Source organism: Leucobacter sp. USCH14 (assembly GCF_037619215.1).
Taxonomy (GTDB): Bacteria; Actinomycetota; Actinomycetes; order Actinomycetales; family Microbacteriaceae; genus Leucobacter.
On sequence record NZ_JAQPZP010000007.1, the window covers coordinates 115298 to 131292 of the forward strand.

General features: G+C 66.9%; 16 protein-coding genes and 1 tRNA gene. 13 read left to right on the forward strand and 4 right to left on the reverse strand.

Annotation, left to right across the window (positions count from 1 at the left end; all coding sequences use genetic code 11):
• Positions 1 to 2 precede the first annotated feature (2 nt).
• Complete coding sequence (gene trhA / locus PQI23_RS08980; protein ID WP_339973714.1) at positions 3 to 758, reverse strand: PAQR family membrane homeostasis protein TrhA; 756 nt, start codon at positions 756 to 758, stop codon at positions 3 to 5.
• Positions 759 to 826: 68 nt separating this feature from the next.
• Between trhA and PQI23_RS08985 the strand changes: the two genes are divergently transcribed.
• From PQI23_RS08985 to PQI23_RS09005, 5 genes are read left to right on the forward strand one after another with little or no spacing between them, the layout of a single operon-like run.
• On the forward strand, positions 827 to 1612 hold the full coding sequence (locus PQI23_RS08985) for an isoprenyl transferase (protein ID WP_339973716.1): 786 nt from the start codon (positions 827 to 829) through the stop codon (positions 1610 to 1612).
• A gap of 4 nt (positions 1613 to 1616) precedes the next feature.
• Positions 1617 to 2441, forward strand: a complete 825-nt coding sequence (locus PQI23_RS08990) for an SDR family NAD(P)-dependent oxidoreductase (RefSeq protein ID WP_339973718.1) — start codon at positions 1617 to 1619, stop codon at positions 2439 to 2441.
• A gap of 37 nt (positions 2442 to 2478) precedes the next feature.
• Positions 2479 to 3813, forward strand: a complete 1335-nt coding sequence (locus PQI23_RS08995; protein ID WP_339973720.1) for an amidohydrolase — start codon at positions 2479 to 2481, stop codon at positions 3811 to 3813.
• Between the two features lie 52 nt (positions 3814 to 3865).
• Positions 3866 to 4618, forward strand: coding sequence for a nucleoside phosphorylase (locus PQI23_RS09000; RefSeq protein ID WP_339973722.1), 753 nt, complete (start codon positions 3866 to 3868; stop codon positions 4616 to 4618).
• Entirely contained in the window at positions 4615 to 5349 is a 735-nt protein-coding gene (locus PQI23_RS09005) for an HAD family hydrolase (protein ID WP_339973724.1), read from the forward strand. Before PQI23_RS09000 ends, PQI23_RS09005 begins: the two co-directional genes overlap by 4 nt.
• On the opposite strand, the gene PQI23_RS09010 is transcribed toward PQI23_RS09005, so the two are convergent.
• The gene (locus PQI23_RS09010) at positions 5304 to 5795 is read right to left on the reverse strand and encodes an S-ribosylhomocysteine lyase (RefSeq protein WP_339973726.1); all 492 of its coding nucleotides are present in this window, start codon (positions 5793 to 5795) and stop codon (positions 5304 to 5306) included. The two genes, PQI23_RS09005 and PQI23_RS09010, sit on opposite strands and share 46 nt — an antisense overlap.
• Positions 5796 to 5854: 59 nt before the next feature.
• Positions 5855 to 6190: a hypothetical protein gene (locus PQI23_RS09015; protein ID WP_339973728.1), complete on the reverse strand. Its 336-nt coding sequence runs from the start codon at positions 6188 to 6190 to the stop codon at positions 5855 to 5857.
• A gap of 387 nt (positions 6191 to 6577) precedes the next feature.
• Here PQI23_RS09015 and PQI23_RS09020 point away from each other — a divergent pair, with 387 nt between their 5' ends.
• The 8 genes from PQI23_RS09020 to PQI23_RS09055 all read left to right on the forward strand — a co-directional run bounded on the left by PQI23_RS09020 (position 6578) and on the right by PQI23_RS09055 (position 14613).
• On the forward strand, positions 6578 to 7138 hold the full coding sequence (locus tag PQI23_RS09020) for a phosphorylase family protein (protein WP_339973730.1): 561 nt from the start codon (positions 6578 to 6580) through the stop codon (positions 7136 to 7138).
• A 234-nt stretch (positions 7139 to 7372) separates the two neighbouring features.
• Positions 7373 to 7463, forward strand: a tRNA-Ser gene (locus tag PQI23_RS09025).
• A 96-nt stretch (positions 7464 to 7559) separates the two neighbouring features.
• Positions 7560 to 8135 carry a helix-turn-helix domain-containing protein gene (locus PQI23_RS09030; protein WP_339973732.1) on the forward strand — a complete coding sequence of 192 codons (576 nt, stop codon included), beginning with the start codon at positions 7560 to 7562 and terminating at the stop codon, positions 8133 to 8135.
• Positions 8136 to 8238: 103 nt separating this feature from the next.
• Complete coding sequence (locus tag PQI23_RS09035) at positions 8239 to 9687, forward strand: APC family permease (protein ID WP_339973734.1); 1449 nt, start codon at positions 8239 to 8241, stop codon at positions 9685 to 9687.
• A 64-nt stretch (positions 9688 to 9751) separates the two neighbouring features.
• Entirely contained in the window at positions 9752 to 12262 is a 2511-nt protein-coding gene (locus tag PQI23_RS09040) for a CehA/McbA family metallohydrolase (RefSeq protein ID WP_339973736.1), read from the forward strand.
• A 27-nt stretch (positions 12263 to 12289) separates the two neighbouring features.
• Complete coding sequence (locus PQI23_RS09045; protein WP_339973738.1) at positions 12290 to 13735, forward strand: amidase; 1446 nt, start codon at positions 12290 to 12292, stop codon at positions 13733 to 13735.
• Entirely contained in the window at positions 13722 to 14081 is a 360-nt protein-coding gene (locus tag PQI23_RS09050) for a cupin domain-containing protein (RefSeq protein WP_339973740.1), read from the forward strand. Before PQI23_RS09045 ends, PQI23_RS09050 begins: the two co-directional genes overlap by 14 nt.
• Before the next feature lie 61 nt (positions 14082 to 14142).
• On the forward strand, positions 14143 to 14613 hold the full coding sequence (locus PQI23_RS09055) for a GNAT family N-acetyltransferase (RefSeq protein WP_339973741.1): 471 nt from the start codon (positions 14143 to 14145) through the stop codon (positions 14611 to 14613).
• On the opposite strand, the gene PQI23_RS09060 is transcribed toward PQI23_RS09055, so the two are convergent.
• Positions 14610 to 15989, reverse strand: coding sequence for an MFS transporter (locus tag PQI23_RS09060; RefSeq protein ID WP_339973743.1), 1380 nt, complete (start codon positions 15987 to 15989; stop codon positions 14610 to 14612). The two genes, PQI23_RS09055 and PQI23_RS09060, sit on opposite strands and share 4 nt — an antisense overlap.
• Positions 15990 to 15995: the final 6 nt, after the last annotated feature.

A 15995-nucleotide genomic window follows, 5' to 3' on the forward strand; every position in this document is an offset into this window, starting at 1 on the left:
CCCTAGCGCAGGAAGACCGGGTCGAGTGCGAGCAGCAGCGCCGCCGTCCAGTGGCAGAGGAACGCGATGACGGTGAGCGCGTGGAAGATCTCGTGGAACCCGAAGACGCCGGGAACGGGGTTCGGCCGCTTGGTGCCGTAGATGACGGACCCGAGCGTGTAGAGGAGGCCACCGACCACCACGAGCACCATCGCCGCGAAGTTCGCATTCGCGATGTCGACGATGTACATCATCGCCGCCCAGCCGAGCAGCACGTAGAGCGGCACGTACAGCCAGCGCGGGGCTCCGATCCAGAACACGCGGAAGCCGATGCCGAGCAGCGCTCCGCCCCACACGAGCGCGAGCAGCAGTACGCCCTTGTCGAGGGGGAGCGCGAGCAGCGCGATCGGGGTGTAGGTTCCGGCGATCAGCACGAAGATGTTGGCGTGGTCGAGTCGTCTGAAGACCTGCTTCGTGCTCGGCTTCCAGTTGAAGCGGTGGTACAGCGCCGAGACGCCGAAGAGCAGCATGCTCGAGAGCATGTAGACGACCGAGGCCCACTTCGCGACCGCGCCGTGAGCGAGGGTGATGAGCACGATTCCGGCCGCGATCGTGATGGGGAACGTGCCCGCGTGGATCCAGCCGCGCCACTTCGGCTTCGCCTCGACCGACCCGGGTTGATCGTGCGAGTGATCGATGGCGTCGTCGAGGAGCGGAAGGGAGAGGCGATCGGGCTCGGGCAGCGGCCTCTCCGATGAGCGCGGGCTCTGCGACGTCATGCCTCCGAGTCTACGGTTCCGATGCCGCGCGCCGGGCATGCGTCGGGTCGAGCCGGTACACTCGGAACGTGAGTGCCCAGCCGTCGAATCCGCGGGCCGGTCTGCTCTACCGGCTGTACCAGCGACGCCTGCGACGCGAGATCGATCCGCGGCAGGTGCCGCAGCACATCGCCGTGATCGTCGACGGCAACCGACGCTGGGCGAAGCAGCGGCTGCAGGAGCGCGCCGCCTTCGGGCATCGCGCCGGTGCGCGCAAGATCCCGGAGTTTCTCGGCTGGTGCGAAGAGGCCGGCGTGGGCACGGTCACGCTCTACCTGCTCTCGGCCGACAACCTCGGTGCGCGGGATCGCCAGGAGCTCGACGACCTCTTCGGCATCATCGCCGAGCTCGCGGGCCTGCTGGCCGAGCACCCGGGCTGGCGCGTGAAGCACGTCGGCACCTGCGACGGCCTGTCTCCCGAGCTCACCGATGCGCTGCGGGCGGCGGAGCAGACGACGGCGGATCGCGAGGGCCTGCACATCAACCTCGCCGTCGGCTACGGCGGCCGCAGTGAGATCACCGCGGCGATGCACAGCGTCATCGCCGAGCACCAAGCAGCCGGCGGCACCATCGACACGCTCGCGGAGCGGTTGACCCCCGAGCTCATCGGCGAGCACCTGTGGACGCGGGGGCAGGCCGATCCGGATCTCGTGATCCGCACCTCGGGGGAGCAGCGGCTCTCCGATTTCATGATCTGGCAGTCGGCGCACTCGGAGTTCTACTTCGTCGAGGCGCTCTACCCCGATCTGCGCGAGGTGGATCTGCTGCGCGCTCTGCGCGATTACTCGTCGCGGCAGCGGCGGATGGGAGGCTGAGCGGATGTCCGCACGCACGACGACGGCGACGACGGAATCCCGCGGTCTTCCCGACCTCGCAGGGCAGCGAGTGCTGATCACGGGAGCATCCGGCGGCCTCGGCGGCGGCATCGCCCGCGCCTTCGCCGCCGCAGGAGCGCGTCTCGCCCTGCACTACCGGGGTGCGAGCCGCGCATCGAGCGACGCCGTCGGGGCCCTCGCGCGAGAGCTGCGCGAAGCGGGTGCGGAGGCCGAGACGCTGCGCGCCGACCTCGCGCTGCCGGGCGCCGCGCCCGCACTGATCGATGACGCGGTATCGGCACTCGGCGGAATCGACGGGCTCGTGAACAACGCCGGCGTGCAGCCGGTCGCGACGCTCGCAGAGACGACCCGTGCGGAGTGGGACGAGGTGCTCGGCACGAACCTCGGCGCGGTGTTCGAGCTCTCGCAGGCCGCGGCAGCGGTGATGATGCGCGGCGGCGACCGCGGCGCGAGTCGCTGGATCACGCACATCGCCTCCGTCGAGGCGCATCGGCCGAGCCCCGCGCACGCGCACTACGCCGCGGCGAAGGCCGGTCTCGTGATGCACGCCCGTGCCGCGGCGCTGGAGCTCGGGCCGCTCGGGATCCGCGTCAACACCGTCTCGCCGGGGCTCGTCGACCGGCCCGGCCTGGCGGAGGCGTGGCCCGAGGGCGTGGAGAGCTGGACGAGCCGCGCCCCGCTCGGGCGTCTCGCCACCCCCGCCGATATCGGAGGCGCCTGCGTGCTGCTCGCGTCGCCCGCCGCGGCCTTCATCACCGGGCAGGATCTGGCCGTCGACGGCGGCATGCTGGCCACCCCGGGCTGGTGAACGTCACCACACCCCTGACTCGAGAACGGAGCTGCCGATGAGCGACTACGAAACCGTGCTGCGCGCCGACGCCATGCTGACCCCTGAGGGGACGATCGTCGACGCCGAGCTCGCCTTCGACGGCTCGGGGCTCATCACCTATGCGGGATCCGCCCGCCCCGATGCCGAGTCGGCGAGCGACCGCGTCGTGCACGAGCTCGCGGGGCAGGTGCTCATGCCGGGGCTCGTCAACGGCCACACGCACTCGGCGATGACGCTGCTCCGCGGGGTCTCCGACGACGAGGGCTTCATGCCGTGGCTGGCGGCGGTGCAGGCGCTCGAGCAGCACCTCACCCACGACGACGTCGCGGTCGGTCTGCAACTCGCGATGGTCGAGATGATCGAGACCGGCACCACCGCCTTCGCCGACATGTACCACTGGGACTCGGAGCTCATCGAACTCGTGCGCTCCTCGGGCATGCGCGCCCTCGTGGCGCTCGCCTCGTTCGCCCCCGACGCCGTCGGCTTCCCCGGAGTGTCTCCGTGGAACGGCGCGGACGCCACCGATCAGACGGAAGCGCTGGCCGCCCAGTACGCGGGCGACGCGCAGGTGCGGATCGCGTACGGCCCCCACGCGCCCTACACCTGCCCGCCCGAGTTCCTGCGCGACATCGCTCAGCGGGCCATGCGCCTCGGCATCCCCATTCACACCCACATCTCCGAATCCGAAGCCGAGGTCGCGCAGATCGAGGAGCGCTACGGGGCGACCCCGGCTGCCCACCTCGACTCCCTCGGGCTCTTCGAGGCCGACGTGCTCGCCGCGCACTGCGTGCATCTCACCGACGACGAGATCGCGCTGTTCGCGCGCACCGGAACCGCCGTGAGCCACAACCCCGTCTCGAACCTGAAGCTCGGCAACGGCATCGCCCGGCTGCCGGAGTGGGAGGCCGCGGGGCTGCGCATCTCGCTCGGCACGGACTCCGTTGCGAGCAACAACACGCTCGATCTCTTCGAGGAGATCAAGACCGGCACCATCCTGCACCGCGGCGCGCATCGCGACGCGGCGATCGTGCGGGCCGCCGACGTGCTCGACATCGCGACGCGGCGCGGGGCCGAAGCGATCGGCTTCCCCGAGACCGGGGCGCTCGAGGTCGGGCGCCTCGCCGACGTGATCGCGCTCGACGTCACGGGATCCGCCGCGATTCCCTTCGACACCTCGGCGCTCGTCTCGCACCTCGGATTCGCAGCGACCGGGGCCGACGTACGCCACGTCTTCATCGGCGGCCGGCACGTCTACGCCGAAGGCGAGCACCTGACCCTCGACGCCGATGCGATTCGGCAGCGGGCCGCGGAAGCCCGCGAACGCCTGAGCGCCGCCGCGCGAGACGCCTGAGCGCACGCGCGCCCTCACCGCATTCCATTCCCGACACACCGAAAGGCCACACATGCCCGTCCGACTCCCCGCCGATGCCGAACTGCCCCTGCTGCGCGCCCGCGTCTCCGACCTCGCCGATCGCGCACTCGTCGTCGGCGACCCCGCACGCGCCGCACGCGTCGCCGAACGCCTCGACGACGTGCGGCAGCTCGCCGTGAACCGCGAGTACCACGTGTACGCGGGCACCTGGAAGGGCGTTCCCGTGACGGTCGCATCGCACGGCGTCGGGGGAGCGGGAGCCGCGGTGTGCTTCGAGGAGCTCGCCCGCGGCGGGGTGACGCGCATCATCCGGTCGGGCACCGCGGGCGGCATGCAGCCCGGCATCGTCGACGGCGCCGTGGTTGTCGCGACCGGCGCGGTTCGCGCCGACGGCGTGAGTCACCAGCTCGTGCCGACCGAGTTCCCGGCGGTCACGACCCCCGAGCTGACCGTGGCGCTCCGGGAAGCGGCGAATCGGTCGGGGCTCGACGTGCACAGCGGCATCGTGCTCACCGGCGACATGTTCTACCCGAGCGACGTCATCACCGGCGTCGACCTGGCACTGTGGCAGCGCGCGGGAGTCGCCGCCGTCGAGATGGAGGCGGCGACCCTGTTCGTCATCGCCGCGCTGCACGGCATCGAGGCGGGCGGCGTGTTCGCCATCGACGGCAACCCGCTTGCCGCCGACGACACCGATATGGGCGAGTACGATCCATATCGCGAGATCGTCGTCACCGCGGTCGACGCCGCGCTCACGGCGGCCCTCGACGTGCTGGTGTCGTGAGCGTGCTGCTGCCGACCGCGCAATCGCCGTTCTCGGCGGTGCTCTTCGACTGCGACGGCGTGCTCGTCGACTCCGAGACGATCACCATCGGGCTGCTCGCCGAGATGCTGCGCGAGCTGGGGTGGGAGATCTCGTACGAGGAGACCGTGCGCACCTTCATCGGCCGCGCCCTCGTCGACGAGTGGGAGGTGATCCTGGCGAACACCGGCTTCCGCATCACCGATGCCTGGATTCACGAGTTCCACGTGCGCCGGGATGACGCACTGCGCGTCAGCGTGCGCCCCGTCGCCGGCGCGGACGAGATGCTCACCGCGATCACCGAGCGCTTCGGCGAGCGCATCGCCCTCGCCTCGGGTGCGGATCGCGTGAAGATCACCATGCAGCTCGAGGTCACGCGGCTCGGGCGCTGGTTCGGCGACCGAGTGTTCAGCGGCATGGAGCAGGCGCACAGCAAGCCCGCTCCCGACGTCTACCTCGCGGCCGCGGCGGCGCTCGGGGTCGACCCGGCCACGGCACTCGTGGTCGAGGACACGGTCGCCGGGGTCACCGCCGGAATCGCGGCGGGTGCGACCGTCTTCGGGTTCTCACCGGGAAGCCCGGTGAGCACCCACCGCGATGCGCTGCGCGGCGCCGGAGCTTCGCTCGTGTTCTCGAGCATGAGCGAGCTCCCCGGCCTGATCGACGACTACGCGATGCGCGAGCGGTCGAACGCGTCGAGGCTGATGCCCTGAGCGAGCACGACCTTCGCCCACTCCCGGGCCGAGTGCAGGCTGTGATCGCGGTAGTTGCCGCAGCTCACCGCCTCCGTGCCGGGCACGTCGCTCCAAGTGATGCGCTCGGCCAGGTCGGTGAGCGAGCTCTTGATCGCCTCGGCGACCGTCTCGACCGTCGGCTCGCCCCACGCGATGAGGTGGAACCCCGTGCGGCAGCCGAACGGCGAGATGTCGATGAGCCCCTCGAAGCGGGTGCGCAGCAGCGCGGCGAGGGTGTGCTCGATGGTGTGCAGACCGGCGGTCGGAATCTCCGCCTCGTTCGGCTGCACCAGGCGGATGTCGAAGTTCGAGATCGCGTCGCCCTTGGGGCCGCGCTCCACGCCGATGAGGCGCACGTACGGGGCCAGCACCTTCGTGTGGTCCAGGGAGAAGCTCTCTACTTCGGCAAGTTCGACATCGCTCATGCGCCCCAGTTTCTCACGGGGAACGATGCACGCGGCGCAGGTTACGCCGCGTGCACCGCTCAGGCTGCGCGGGCCAGATCCTTGCGGGTCAGGGCGATGCGCGCTCGCGCGCTCGACGGGGATTCGGAGACGCTCACGTTCCAGCCGGCTCGATCGAGCCGCTTGAGATCGCTGCGCGCGTCGGTGAGACGGTCGGTCTCGACGAGGTACAGGGTGCGGCCCGAGCTCCGGTAGACCGAGCGGCGCTGCGCCCAGGCGGGTACGAGCATGTCGTCCGCTCCGCTCAGGGAGTGGTACGGGGTGCGCAGGGGAGCCGCGATGGCGGGGCGCGCGTCAGCGGTGCCGGGCATCTGGTGGATGGGCTTCTGGTGGACGGGATTCTGGTGTTGGGGCATACGGGTATGCGAAGTCATGGTGTTCCTTTCTCAGCGCACCGTCACGGTGCGCGATCCCCGAGCGATTCTCGGGGGATGGGCTCGCTCGGAGCCCTGCGCTGCATCGCCGGGGCTGCGTCGGTACAGCCCGCTCGATCTTCAGGATCGAAAGCGGAGCGCATCTGCACCGGTCTCATCGGGGGACCAGCCTCGTCTGAGGCCTTCGGTGCTTGGTGGGTATCGCGGCACCTGTCGCAGAGTTGAGGTGATCTCGACGTGCCAATCGTTGGCGATCATGCGTACGGCTCGCGAACCCGACCCTTCATATTAGAACACATTTTCGAGAAGCGCTAGTGTTGGGTTCGAATATGTGGATCGACGGGCGCGCGAGCGCCGCTGGGAGTGCCGATGTCTGAACCTGCGACCCTGCTCGTGTTCGCCCACCGCGACGAGGCGTCCGCCTTCGCCGACGTAGAGCACCTCGTGACGGGCGTCGGCAAGGTCAATGCGGCGGTGGCGCTCGCCGCCGAGCTCTCGGAGCGGCCGGTGGAGCGCGTCGTGGTGCTCGGCACCGCGGGCGTGGTGAGCGACGGCCCCGAGCGCCCATCGCTCGACACTGTGTACCAGATCACCGGGGTCGTGCAGCACGACTTCTCGCTGCCGTCGCCGGAGTTGCGGCCGGCGGGCGACGCGATCCTGCCCCCCGAGGCCACCGCCGTCATCGCCACGGGCGACGTCTTCGTGCAGAACGACGAGCAACGCGCGACGATCGCGGGGCTCGGCGCGAACCTGGTGGATATGGAGGCCTACGCCTACGCGAGCGTGTGCGCTCGCTTCGGTGCGGCGCTGCAGATCTTCAAGGTGCCCTCCGACTTCGCCGACTCGTCGACCACCGACGAGGAGTGGGACACGATCGTCTTCCGCAAGAGCGAGCAGCTGCGCGAGTTCTGGGACGCGCGGCTGGCGTAGGGGGCGCGGTGGGGGCGCGGTGTCGCTGTGCGATTATTCCCGTGGCGGTGAGCAGTTGCGGCGCCCGGAGGTACAGGAGCGCATCTCGACGAGATCCCGTTTTGTGCTGCTTCGAAGTGAGGGGTGCGCACAAAGTGCGCTCTCGCTCTTCGCGCAGGCGCGAGCTTTGCAGTGCCGGCGCGCCCCGGCCGGCTCGATTGGCGCGCCGGGATCGCATCCCGTAGGATCTTCCGCGGTGACGTGTCCGAGCGGCCGAAGGTGCAACTCTCGAAAAGTTGTGTAGGGTAACCCCCTACCGTGGGTTCAAATCCCACCGTCACCGCCACATGTGCAAGCCCCCGAGATCCTCCGAATGAGAATCTCGGGGGCTTCTCGTCTTCGCCGATGAAGATGGGATAGGGCGAGTCACCGAGGGAGCGCGATGGTTGTACTAGAAGCGGGGTCGTACCCGGAACGTGCACGAATCGGCGCCAAGCTGCGCCGTGCACGAATCGCGCGTCACCTGACGATGCGCCAGGTCGCCGAATCGAGCGGTGTCACCGAGGGGTTTCTGAGCAAGCTCGAGCGCGATCTCACCTCGCCGAGTCTCGCGACACTCGTGACGGTGTGCGATGTGTTGAAGTTGGACGTCGGGGATCTGCTGTCCAAGACGGAGGTTGCCCGGGTGCGCTGGGAAGAAGCGCCGAAGCTTCTCGAAGCAGACGAGGGCGTTGAAGAACGTCTCCTCACGCCGCGATCCGAGGATCGATTGCAGGTGATCTACAGCGTGTTCGCTCCCGGTGCGAGCGGCAGCATGCTCGATTACTCCTTGAATACGCCGTTGCACTTCGTGCACGTCCTCGAGGGCGAGCTCACGGTCGTATTGCACGACGAGGAATGGACGCTCGGTCGTAGGGATTCGCTGACGTTGGACGGCCGGGACCTGCACAGTTGGCAGGCGTCGGCTGAAGTCGGAGCCTCCGTGATGTGGTGCTTGGCGAAGACGATGCAGCAGTAGGCGTCGACAGCTCTGGAGAGCAGCTGGGAGAATCCGCTTGCAATTGACTTGCATGTAGGGCAATAATAATTGACCTAGAAGCAATACACGGCGAAGGGGCCGCATGTCAGTTCAAGCAATGCACGAGGAAAACCGTCTCGCGTCGGGAGCGATCAACCTGCCCGAACTCGTCTTCACCGCGTTGGCGACGCTCGCGCCGCTGACGCTGGTCGCAGCCGTGATGCCACTGCACTTCTTGGTAGGGGGTGCGGCCGTCCCGGGCGGCTATCTCATCGCCGCCGGAGTCATGGCGCTGTTCGCCGTGGGGCTCAACACCGTGGTGAAGTATCTGCGCAGCTCCGGCGCGTTCTACACGATCATCTCGAGGGGCCTGGGAAAGGTCACGGGCACGGTTGCGGCAATGCTCGCGGTGCTCGCATACAACGCGCTGCAGATTTCGACGTATGGAGTCATCGGTACGTATGCCGCGAGCAGTCTGGCGCAGTGGTTCGGCATTTCGTTGCCATGGTGGGCCTATGCCCTCGTCTCACTCATGATCGTCGGTGCACTGGGGTACCGGGGTATCACGGCGAGCGCGAAGATTCTCGGTGTCGTTCTCGTGCTCGAGGTGCTTGCCCTCATCGTGCTCGCCATCGTGGTGCTCACGGCGCCCGCAAGTGGAGACGTTCCCGTCGAGATCTATGCGCCCGCCCTCGTGCTGCGCCCGGAAACACTCGCGATGTTCGCGCTCGTCTTCGGCGCCTTCATGGGGTTCGAGTCGACGTCGATCTACTCTGAAGAGGTGCGAGGCGGGACGCGCACCGTGCGGCGTGCGACGTACATCGTGGTCGCGTTCATCGGAGTCTTCTACAGTCTGATGGCGCTCGTCGTGGTCACTGCATACGGTGCCGACGGTATCACCGGGGCTGCTGAGAGCGATCTCGAAGGTCTCGTCGTCAAGCTCTACGCGGGCCTGACTCATCCTGCGGTGTACGAGATCGTGAACCTTCTCCTGATTCTCAGCGCGTTCGCTGCGCTGCTGGCGTTGCACAACGCATCGAACCGCTATGTGTACACACTCGGGCGGGAGAGGATCCTGCCACGGGTATTCGGGCGCACCCATCCCAGAACGTACTCGCCGTGGGTAGCGGGAATGCTGCAGAGCGCACTCGGCCTCATCGTGGTCGTGGTCTGCGCGTTCGGGAACGTCGACCCCTACACCGTCCTCCTGCTCGTCGGCAGCGCGCTCGGGTTCCTCGCGATCATCGTTCTCTGGTCGCTGTGCTCACTCGCGAGCGCGGTCTACCTGTGCCGAGCGCATCCAGAGGAGGGCCTGTGGAGAACCCTCATCGCGCCAGGCGCGGCCTGGCTCGCACTGACCTTCATCGCGATCCTCGTGATCGTGAACTTCGATCTCTTCACGGGCGGAGACCCGACGGTGAACATCATCGTATGGGTGCTGGCAGGGTGCGCGGTCATCGGCGGACTCTGGCGCGGCCTCTATCTGCGCAGTAGACGGCCCGACATCTATCAATCGATGGCCGCTACCACCGAAATCTCCGTCATTCCCTGACGTCGCATCCCGCGAAGTCATTGCGTCGATCGCTCACCGCACCGCAAAGAAGGAGCTGCACACCTTGAGTGCTATCAGCCGGCACGGCTACATCCCCGTAGATCTGACCTCCGCTTACAACGCGCCCGTTTCGCTCTTCGAGGATCCCCGAGAAGTGACGCTCGGCCAGCGCACGCTGCACGGCCTGCCGTTCTCATTCGGCACACCCGACCACGCCGTCGTGCGTGTAGATCCATTGCAGCACGTGACTATACCCGTGGGAGACACCGCTCGCTGGCTCGTCTTCGCCCACGCGGTGCTCGAAACCGATTTGTACGACGGGGGATCGATCGGAGAGCCTGTCGGCTCGTACCTCGTGCGTTTCACGGATGGCACGGAAGAAGAGGTGCCGCTCTCGCAACGGTTTGAGATCGGCCCGACGCCTCGGAAGTGGCTGGGACACGTGACACCCCTCGACTGGGGGCAGACGCCGTTTCTGGCAGTCAACGACGCCGAGCACGAACTCATGGACCGCGTCTGCGGAAGGTTCGACACCGCAGGTGCGCGGCTCGTCGAGATCGAGGATCCGCAATCCCGAGTTCCGTACGTGCTGCCGTATCGCTTCTACCTGTGGGCGTGGCGCAACCCGCGGCCCGCCCAGGAGGTTCGCGACGTCGTGCTCCGCGGAGGAGACCGGCACACGCTCATCATCGGTGCTGTGACGCGCAGCATCCTCGACGAAGAACCTCTCAATCGCGCGGTCGAACGTGAAATGCTCGTGCGGCTCGAAGACTCCGAGGTCGATGAAACCGTCGAAGTCCTCGTCGACCGCGGCACGGCCCATTACGTATACCGGACCAATCGCACACCCGAACACACCCGCGTCGGAGCGCCCGGGTGGGGGAGCGAGCACACGAGCGCCGACAGCGGATACACGCGGATCGCCGCGGCCGACTCGGCGACGATCACGATCGTGCGCGGGGGCCACACCATCGCGGTGTTCACCTGGGGCGATCTCGTCGCTGCGGGCACTCTTGAACTGGACAACGGAGTATCCGTTTCCCTCCCATCCGCTGATCGAACCTGGGTCACGGGAGAGATCAGAGATGCGGATAGCGGGGAACCGATCGCTGCTCGGATCCGATTCGAATCGGAGCACGGTGTTCCTTACGCTCCCTACGGACACCACGCCCACATCAACTCCGATGGCGGAACGTGGAACCTCGACATCGGAGGAGACGTTCGTCTCGGAGCCAGCACGTATGCCTTTGCCGACGGACGATTCGAAGGCTGGCTTCCGAATGGGAGTGTGACTGTCGAGGCGGTGAAGGGGTTCACCTACGAGCCCGTCCGGGAGCAACTGACTGTCACTCCCACGCAGCACCACTTCGTCATCGAGCTCAAGCGGAAGTTCAGGCCGATCGATCGCGGATTCGTCGGCGGGGACACGCACGTGCACTTCGTATCGACCAAGGGTGCCGAACTCGAGGCGCGTTCAGAAGATCTTCACGTCGTCAACCTGCTGCAAACGCAATGGGGGCACCTTTTCACCAGCACCGAAGAGTTCAGCGGTCGGGCGGAATACTCGCACACGAGAGATGCCGTGGTGTTCACCGGTCAAGAGAACCGCACCAACATGCTCGGTCACATCAACCTGCTCGGGCTCCGAGAGCCCATCATGCCGTGGTGCACGGGAGGCTCGGAGGAGGCGGAACTCGGCGGGGGTCTCGAGACGACACTGTCGCGATGGGCCGACGAGTGCCACGCGCAGGGTGGAACCGTCGTCCTCGCCCACTTCCCGGTGCCCTACGGCGAGACCGCGGCGCTCCTCGCCACGGGAAGACTCGACGCCGTCGAGACCATCGGGTTCGATCACTACAACATGGGCGAGTACTACAAGTACTTGAATGCTGGATTCCAGATTCCGCTCGCTGCGGGAACCGACAAGATGACCGCGGAAGTTCCGATCGGGATGCTGCGCACCTACGCGGGCGTCACGACGAATGCCATCGATTACTGGGAGTGGTGCCGGGGCATTGCGTCCGGGAATACGATGGTCACGAGTGGTCCGCTCCTGTGGGCGACGGTTGACGAGCACGTCGCCGGGGCGACGCTTCACGTGCAACACGGTCGTCTCGTGACGGTCGCGGGTGAACTCGAAACGATATTCCCCGCCGCGGAGATCGAGATCATCGTCAACGGAATCGTGCACACTCGCGTACCCGTGGATCGGACAACCGGCACGTTCGCCTTCGCTCGCGACATTGCGATTCATGAGGACTCGTGGATCGCTCTCCGTTGCTTCGGCGAAGCAGATGCGCGGCACCACGACACATGGGATCGGGTGGTATTCGCACACACCTCGCCGGTCTACGTCTCCACCGGCGACACATACGGCAGGTACAGCGAGGACACCCTTCGCAACATGCTCCGCATCGTCGAGGGCGCCCGCCGTTACGTGATCGAGCGCGGCCGCACGCAGTGGGCCGGTGCGGTGTCGCATCGCCACCGAATGAGCGACCACACCGCCTATCTCGTCGCCCCATTCGACGAAGCCACCGAAGCTCTTCACGCGCGACTGCGCAATCAGCAATAGTCACACCGAGAGGAACTGCACCACGCCATGCACCAGACCGAACTCGTGTATCTTTCCGCGACCGAAGCCCTCAGGCGTTTCGCCGAGGCCTCACTGCGACCCAGCGAGCTGCTCGAAGCGCTCATCAACCGGATCGAAGCCGAGAACCCGAAGCTCAACGCGTTCACCGCGGTCTACGCGGACAGCGCGAGAGTAGCGGCCCGAGAAGCGGACGAGCGTTACGCGACGGGAACTGCGCGACCGCTTGAGGGAATCGCGCTCGCCGTGAAAGACAACATTCCGATTGCAGGACATACGGTGACATACGGCTCGAAACTGTATGAGCACAATGTCACCGCGAACACCCATCCCGGCGTCGAACGGCTTCTGGATGCGGGTGCTATCGTCATCGGTCGCACCACAATGCCCGAGTTCGGTGAAGCGGGCAATTGCTACACGCCGCTGTGGGGCGTCACCAGAAACCCGTGGAACACGCAATACGGACCGGGCGGATCCTCATCCGGAGCCGCAGTTGCGCTCGCCGCCGGAATGACCACGATTTCAGACGGGTCCGACATCGGCGGATCCATCCGGATTCCCGCGTCCTGCTGCGGCGTGTACGGCTACAAGGCTCCGTACGGTCGAAACCCGAATGATCTTCCGAACACCTTCGACCCGTATATGCACTACGGACCGCTCGCCCGAACCGTCGACGACATTCGCCTCATGCAAGGGATCATCTCAGGTCGCCATGTCGACGACATCGGGACCGTTGCGGAGACCGTCGACTACACGAGGGTTCAGGACGTCAGGGGGTGGAAGATTGCGTACTCGATCGACCTCGGCTACTTCCCCGTCGACGAGGACGTGCGCGACAATCTGCTCTCGCTCGTCGAAGGCCTTCGGGCGCTGGGCTGCACCGTCGAAGAAGTGCCTCTCGACTGGGGCACCGAAGTCTTCGATGCGTGGGTCGCCACCAACTCCAGCAGGGGATCTGCGGCGCGCTTCGTCCACGACTTCGAACGCGATCGGCATCTGCTCTCGGACTACGCGGAAGACATGATCGCGAAAGGCAAGGAGCTCTCGTCGAGCGACCTGATCGAAGCGCTCGAGGTGCACGTGCAGATGTACCGAGAACTCGGGCCGATCCTGGAGAACTACGACGCGTTTCTCTGCCCGACGACCGCACTTCCGTCGGTGCCCGCCGACCGATCGCCCCTCGATCTCGACATCGAGATCAATGGTGAGGTCGTGCCCCCGAAGGTCGCCGAAGCGTGGTTCATGACGTACCCTTTCAATTCCCTCGCTCAGCTTCCAGTGCTCAGCGTGCCCAGTGGAATCTCACGCACCGGCGTTCCGACCGGCGTGCAGATTGTAGGACGCTCCTACGATGACAACCGCGTTCTCTCCGTCGCGAATGCGCTCGAACGCCATGTCCACGCGACCGACTTTTCCGCACTTCAGCAAGGAGTACAGCAGCATGACCACAATTGACGCCGTTACTGATGTCCGCTCGTCGACGCTCCCCGGTTCGACACCGCCCCTTGATTCCTACGATCATGTGAGCTCGGGGTGGTCGGAGACCGAGTATCGCGCGGACCTCGGCAACCCCGCAGTAGAGGGTGGCTACTGGTGCGGCGGCGAAGGAAGCGTTTCGTTCGACTCCTGGCCGTACACCGAGCTGTGCGTCATCCTTTCCGGGCGCGTCGCTGTGGAAGACAGCGAAGGCCGTCGGAGAGAGTGGGGAGCGGGTCAGTCCTTCCTTATTCCACAAGGTTTCTCCGGAACTTGGCTGACCCTTGAACCCACGGAGAAGGTGTTCGTGGGGGTCCACAGCTGAATCGCAGCGCATCGATTTCGTCAGAGCATGGGTTGGAGCACGGGCGTGAGAGCATGTGGGGATGGTGGACATTCGACAAGCGGTGGATGCGGACGCCGATGACATGGTCGAGGTGCAGAACGCGATCTACTGTGCGGGGTTGCGGTCGGGCCCCGTCGACATCGCCACCGTGCGAGAGCGCTACTTGGAGATGAGCTACCGCATCGCCTGCACGGTCGCCGACAAGGACGGCCGCGTGATCGCCTTTCAGTCGCTCAAGTGGGCCTGGCCCGACAACCCCTACGGCCTTGCAGCCGACTGGGGGATCATCGGCACCCACGTGCATCCCGAGGCCGGGCGCTCCGGGCTGGGGAGGCGCCTTTTCGAGGAGTCTCTGGCGGCGGCCCGGGTGGCCGGCATTGCGCATATCGACGCGAGTATCGGTGCCGACAATGCGCCCGCGTTGTCGTACTACGCGGCGATGGGCTTCGCGCCCTACATGCGTCGCGGCGGGGACATCGCGCACCGCCTCGACCTGGAGGGCTCTGTCTAGACCTCATCCTCTCGCCGCGGGTTGCGGATCCCGAGGAACGACACGATCGCCCCGGCGAAGAACAGCACGCCCGTGACGATCGCCGCGGAGTGGAACCCGCCGAGGTCGAGCCGCCCGCCGACGATGGTCGCGAGGAGCGCGATGACGATGAGCCCGGCGACGCGGGAGATCGCATTGTTGACGGCCGAGGCGATCCCGCTCCGCTCGGGCCCGATGGCTCCGAGGATCGCGGCGGTGAGCGGGGCCACCATGATCGACAGCCCGAACCCCATGACCACCATGGAGGGCAGCACCTGCCACCAGTAGGAGAACGGGTCGCCGACGAGCAGCAGGAGCAGGGCGCCGGTGCCGAGCAGCAGTGGGCCCACGGTCATGAAGAGGCGCGGCCCGTACCTGCCGGCGAGCGCCCCGACCTTCGAGCTCAGCAGCACCATGAGGATCGTGATGGGGAGGCTCGCGAGCCCGGCGAGCGTCGCGGTGAGCGCCGGCCCATCCGGGTTCTGCAGGTAGACGCCGACGACGAAGCCGTTGAGCGACAGCGCCGCGTAGATGAAGAGCGTGGCGAGATTGCCCGTCCAGAAGTTGCGCACCCGGAAGAGCGCGAGCGGCAGGATGGGGGAGGCCACGCGCGTCTGCCACCAGAGGAACGCGAGCAGCAGTGCGATGCCGGCGGTGAGCGGCACCCAGATCGCGGGGCTCGCCCAGCCGTGCATCGGCTCCTCGATGAGCGCCCACACCGCGAGCCCGAGCCCGATGGCCGCTGCCGCGCCGCCGAGCCAGTCGATGCGCACGCCGCGCTGCCGGTCGTCGGTGTCGGGCAGCTTGATGAGCATCCAGAGCGTCACCCCGATCGGCGCGACGTTGATGAGGAACACCAGTCGCCACGAGAGGTAGTCGGTGAAGAGGCCGCCGAGCAGCGGCCCGATGATCATCGCCCCGGTCGTCGCGGCCGTCCAGGCGCCGATCGCCTGCCCCTGCGCGGCCCCCGAGATGCGGGAGGTGATCAACGCGAGCGAACTCGGCAGCAGGAACGCGCCGGCGGCTCCCTGCAGCGCACGAGCGATGATCATCATCTCGGGGGAGACGGCGAGCCCGACCGCGATCGAGGCGATGCCGAAACCGATCAGGCCGATCCGCATGATGAACACGCGACCGTAGGCGTCGGCGATGGATCCGGCGAGCAGCATGAGTGCGCTCAAGGTGACGAGATAGGCGTCGACCACCCACTGCTGCGTGCTGAGTCCGCCCCCGAGCTCCTCGGAGATGCGGGGGAGCGCGACGTTCGTGACCGACATGTCGAGCGATGTCACGAACGAGGCGAGAATGGCGATCGTCGTGACGAGTCGCCGCGGGGCGCTGAGCCGCGTATCGGTCATGCGAGC

Excerpts from the sequence above, each read along its gene's own strand:
- trhA (WP_339973714.1), bottom strand. The coding sequence starts at position 758 with ATGACGTCGCAGAGCCCGCGCTCATCGGAGAGGCCGCTGCCCGAGCCC.
- PQI23_RS08990 (WP_339973718.1), top strand. The coding sequence starts at position 1,617 with ATGTCCGCACGCACGACGACGGCGACGACGGAATCCCGCGGTCTTCCC.
- PQI23_RS08995 (WP_339973720.1), top strand. The coding sequence starts at position 2,479 with ATGAGCGACTACGAAACCGTGCTGCGCGCCGACGCCATGCTGACCCCT.
- PQI23_RS09000 (WP_339973722.1), top strand. The coding sequence starts at position 3,866 with ATGCCCGTCCGACTCCCCGCCGATGCCGAACTGCCCCTGCTGCGCGCC.
- PQI23_RS09010 (WP_339973726.1), bottom strand. The coding sequence starts at position 5,795 with ATGAGCGATGTCGAACTTGCCGAAGTAGAGAGCTTCTCCCTGGACCAC.
- PQI23_RS09015 (WP_339973728.1), bottom strand. The coding sequence starts at position 6,190 with ATGCCCCAACACCAGAATCCCGTCCACCAGAAGCCCATCCACCAGATG.
- PQI23_RS09020 (WP_339973730.1), top strand. The coding sequence starts at position 6,578 with ATGTCTGAACCTGCGACCCTGCTCGTGTTCGCCCACCGCGACGAGGCG.
- PQI23_RS09030 (WP_339973732.1), top strand. The coding sequence starts at position 7,560 with ATGGTTGTACTAGAAGCGGGGTCGTACCCGGAACGTGCACGAATCGGC.
- PQI23_RS09035 (WP_339973734.1), top strand. The coding sequence starts at position 8,239 with ATGTCAGTTCAAGCAATGCACGAGGAAAACCGTCTCGCGTCGGGAGCG.
- PQI23_RS09045 (WP_339973738.1), top strand. The coding sequence starts at position 12,290 with ATGCACCAGACCGAACTCGTGTATCTTTCCGCGACCGAAGCCCTCAGG.
- PQI23_RS09050 (WP_339973740.1), top strand. The coding sequence starts at position 13,722 with ATGACCACAATTGACGCCGTTACTGATGTCCGCTCGTCGACGCTCCCC.
- PQI23_RS09055 (WP_339973741.1), top strand. The coding sequence starts at position 14,143 with ATGGTGGACATTCGACAAGCGGTGGATGCGGACGCCGATGACATGGTC.
- PQI23_RS09060 (WP_339973743.1), bottom strand. The coding sequence starts at position 15,989 with ATGACCGATACGCGGCTCAGCGCCCCGCGGCGACTCGTCACGACGATC.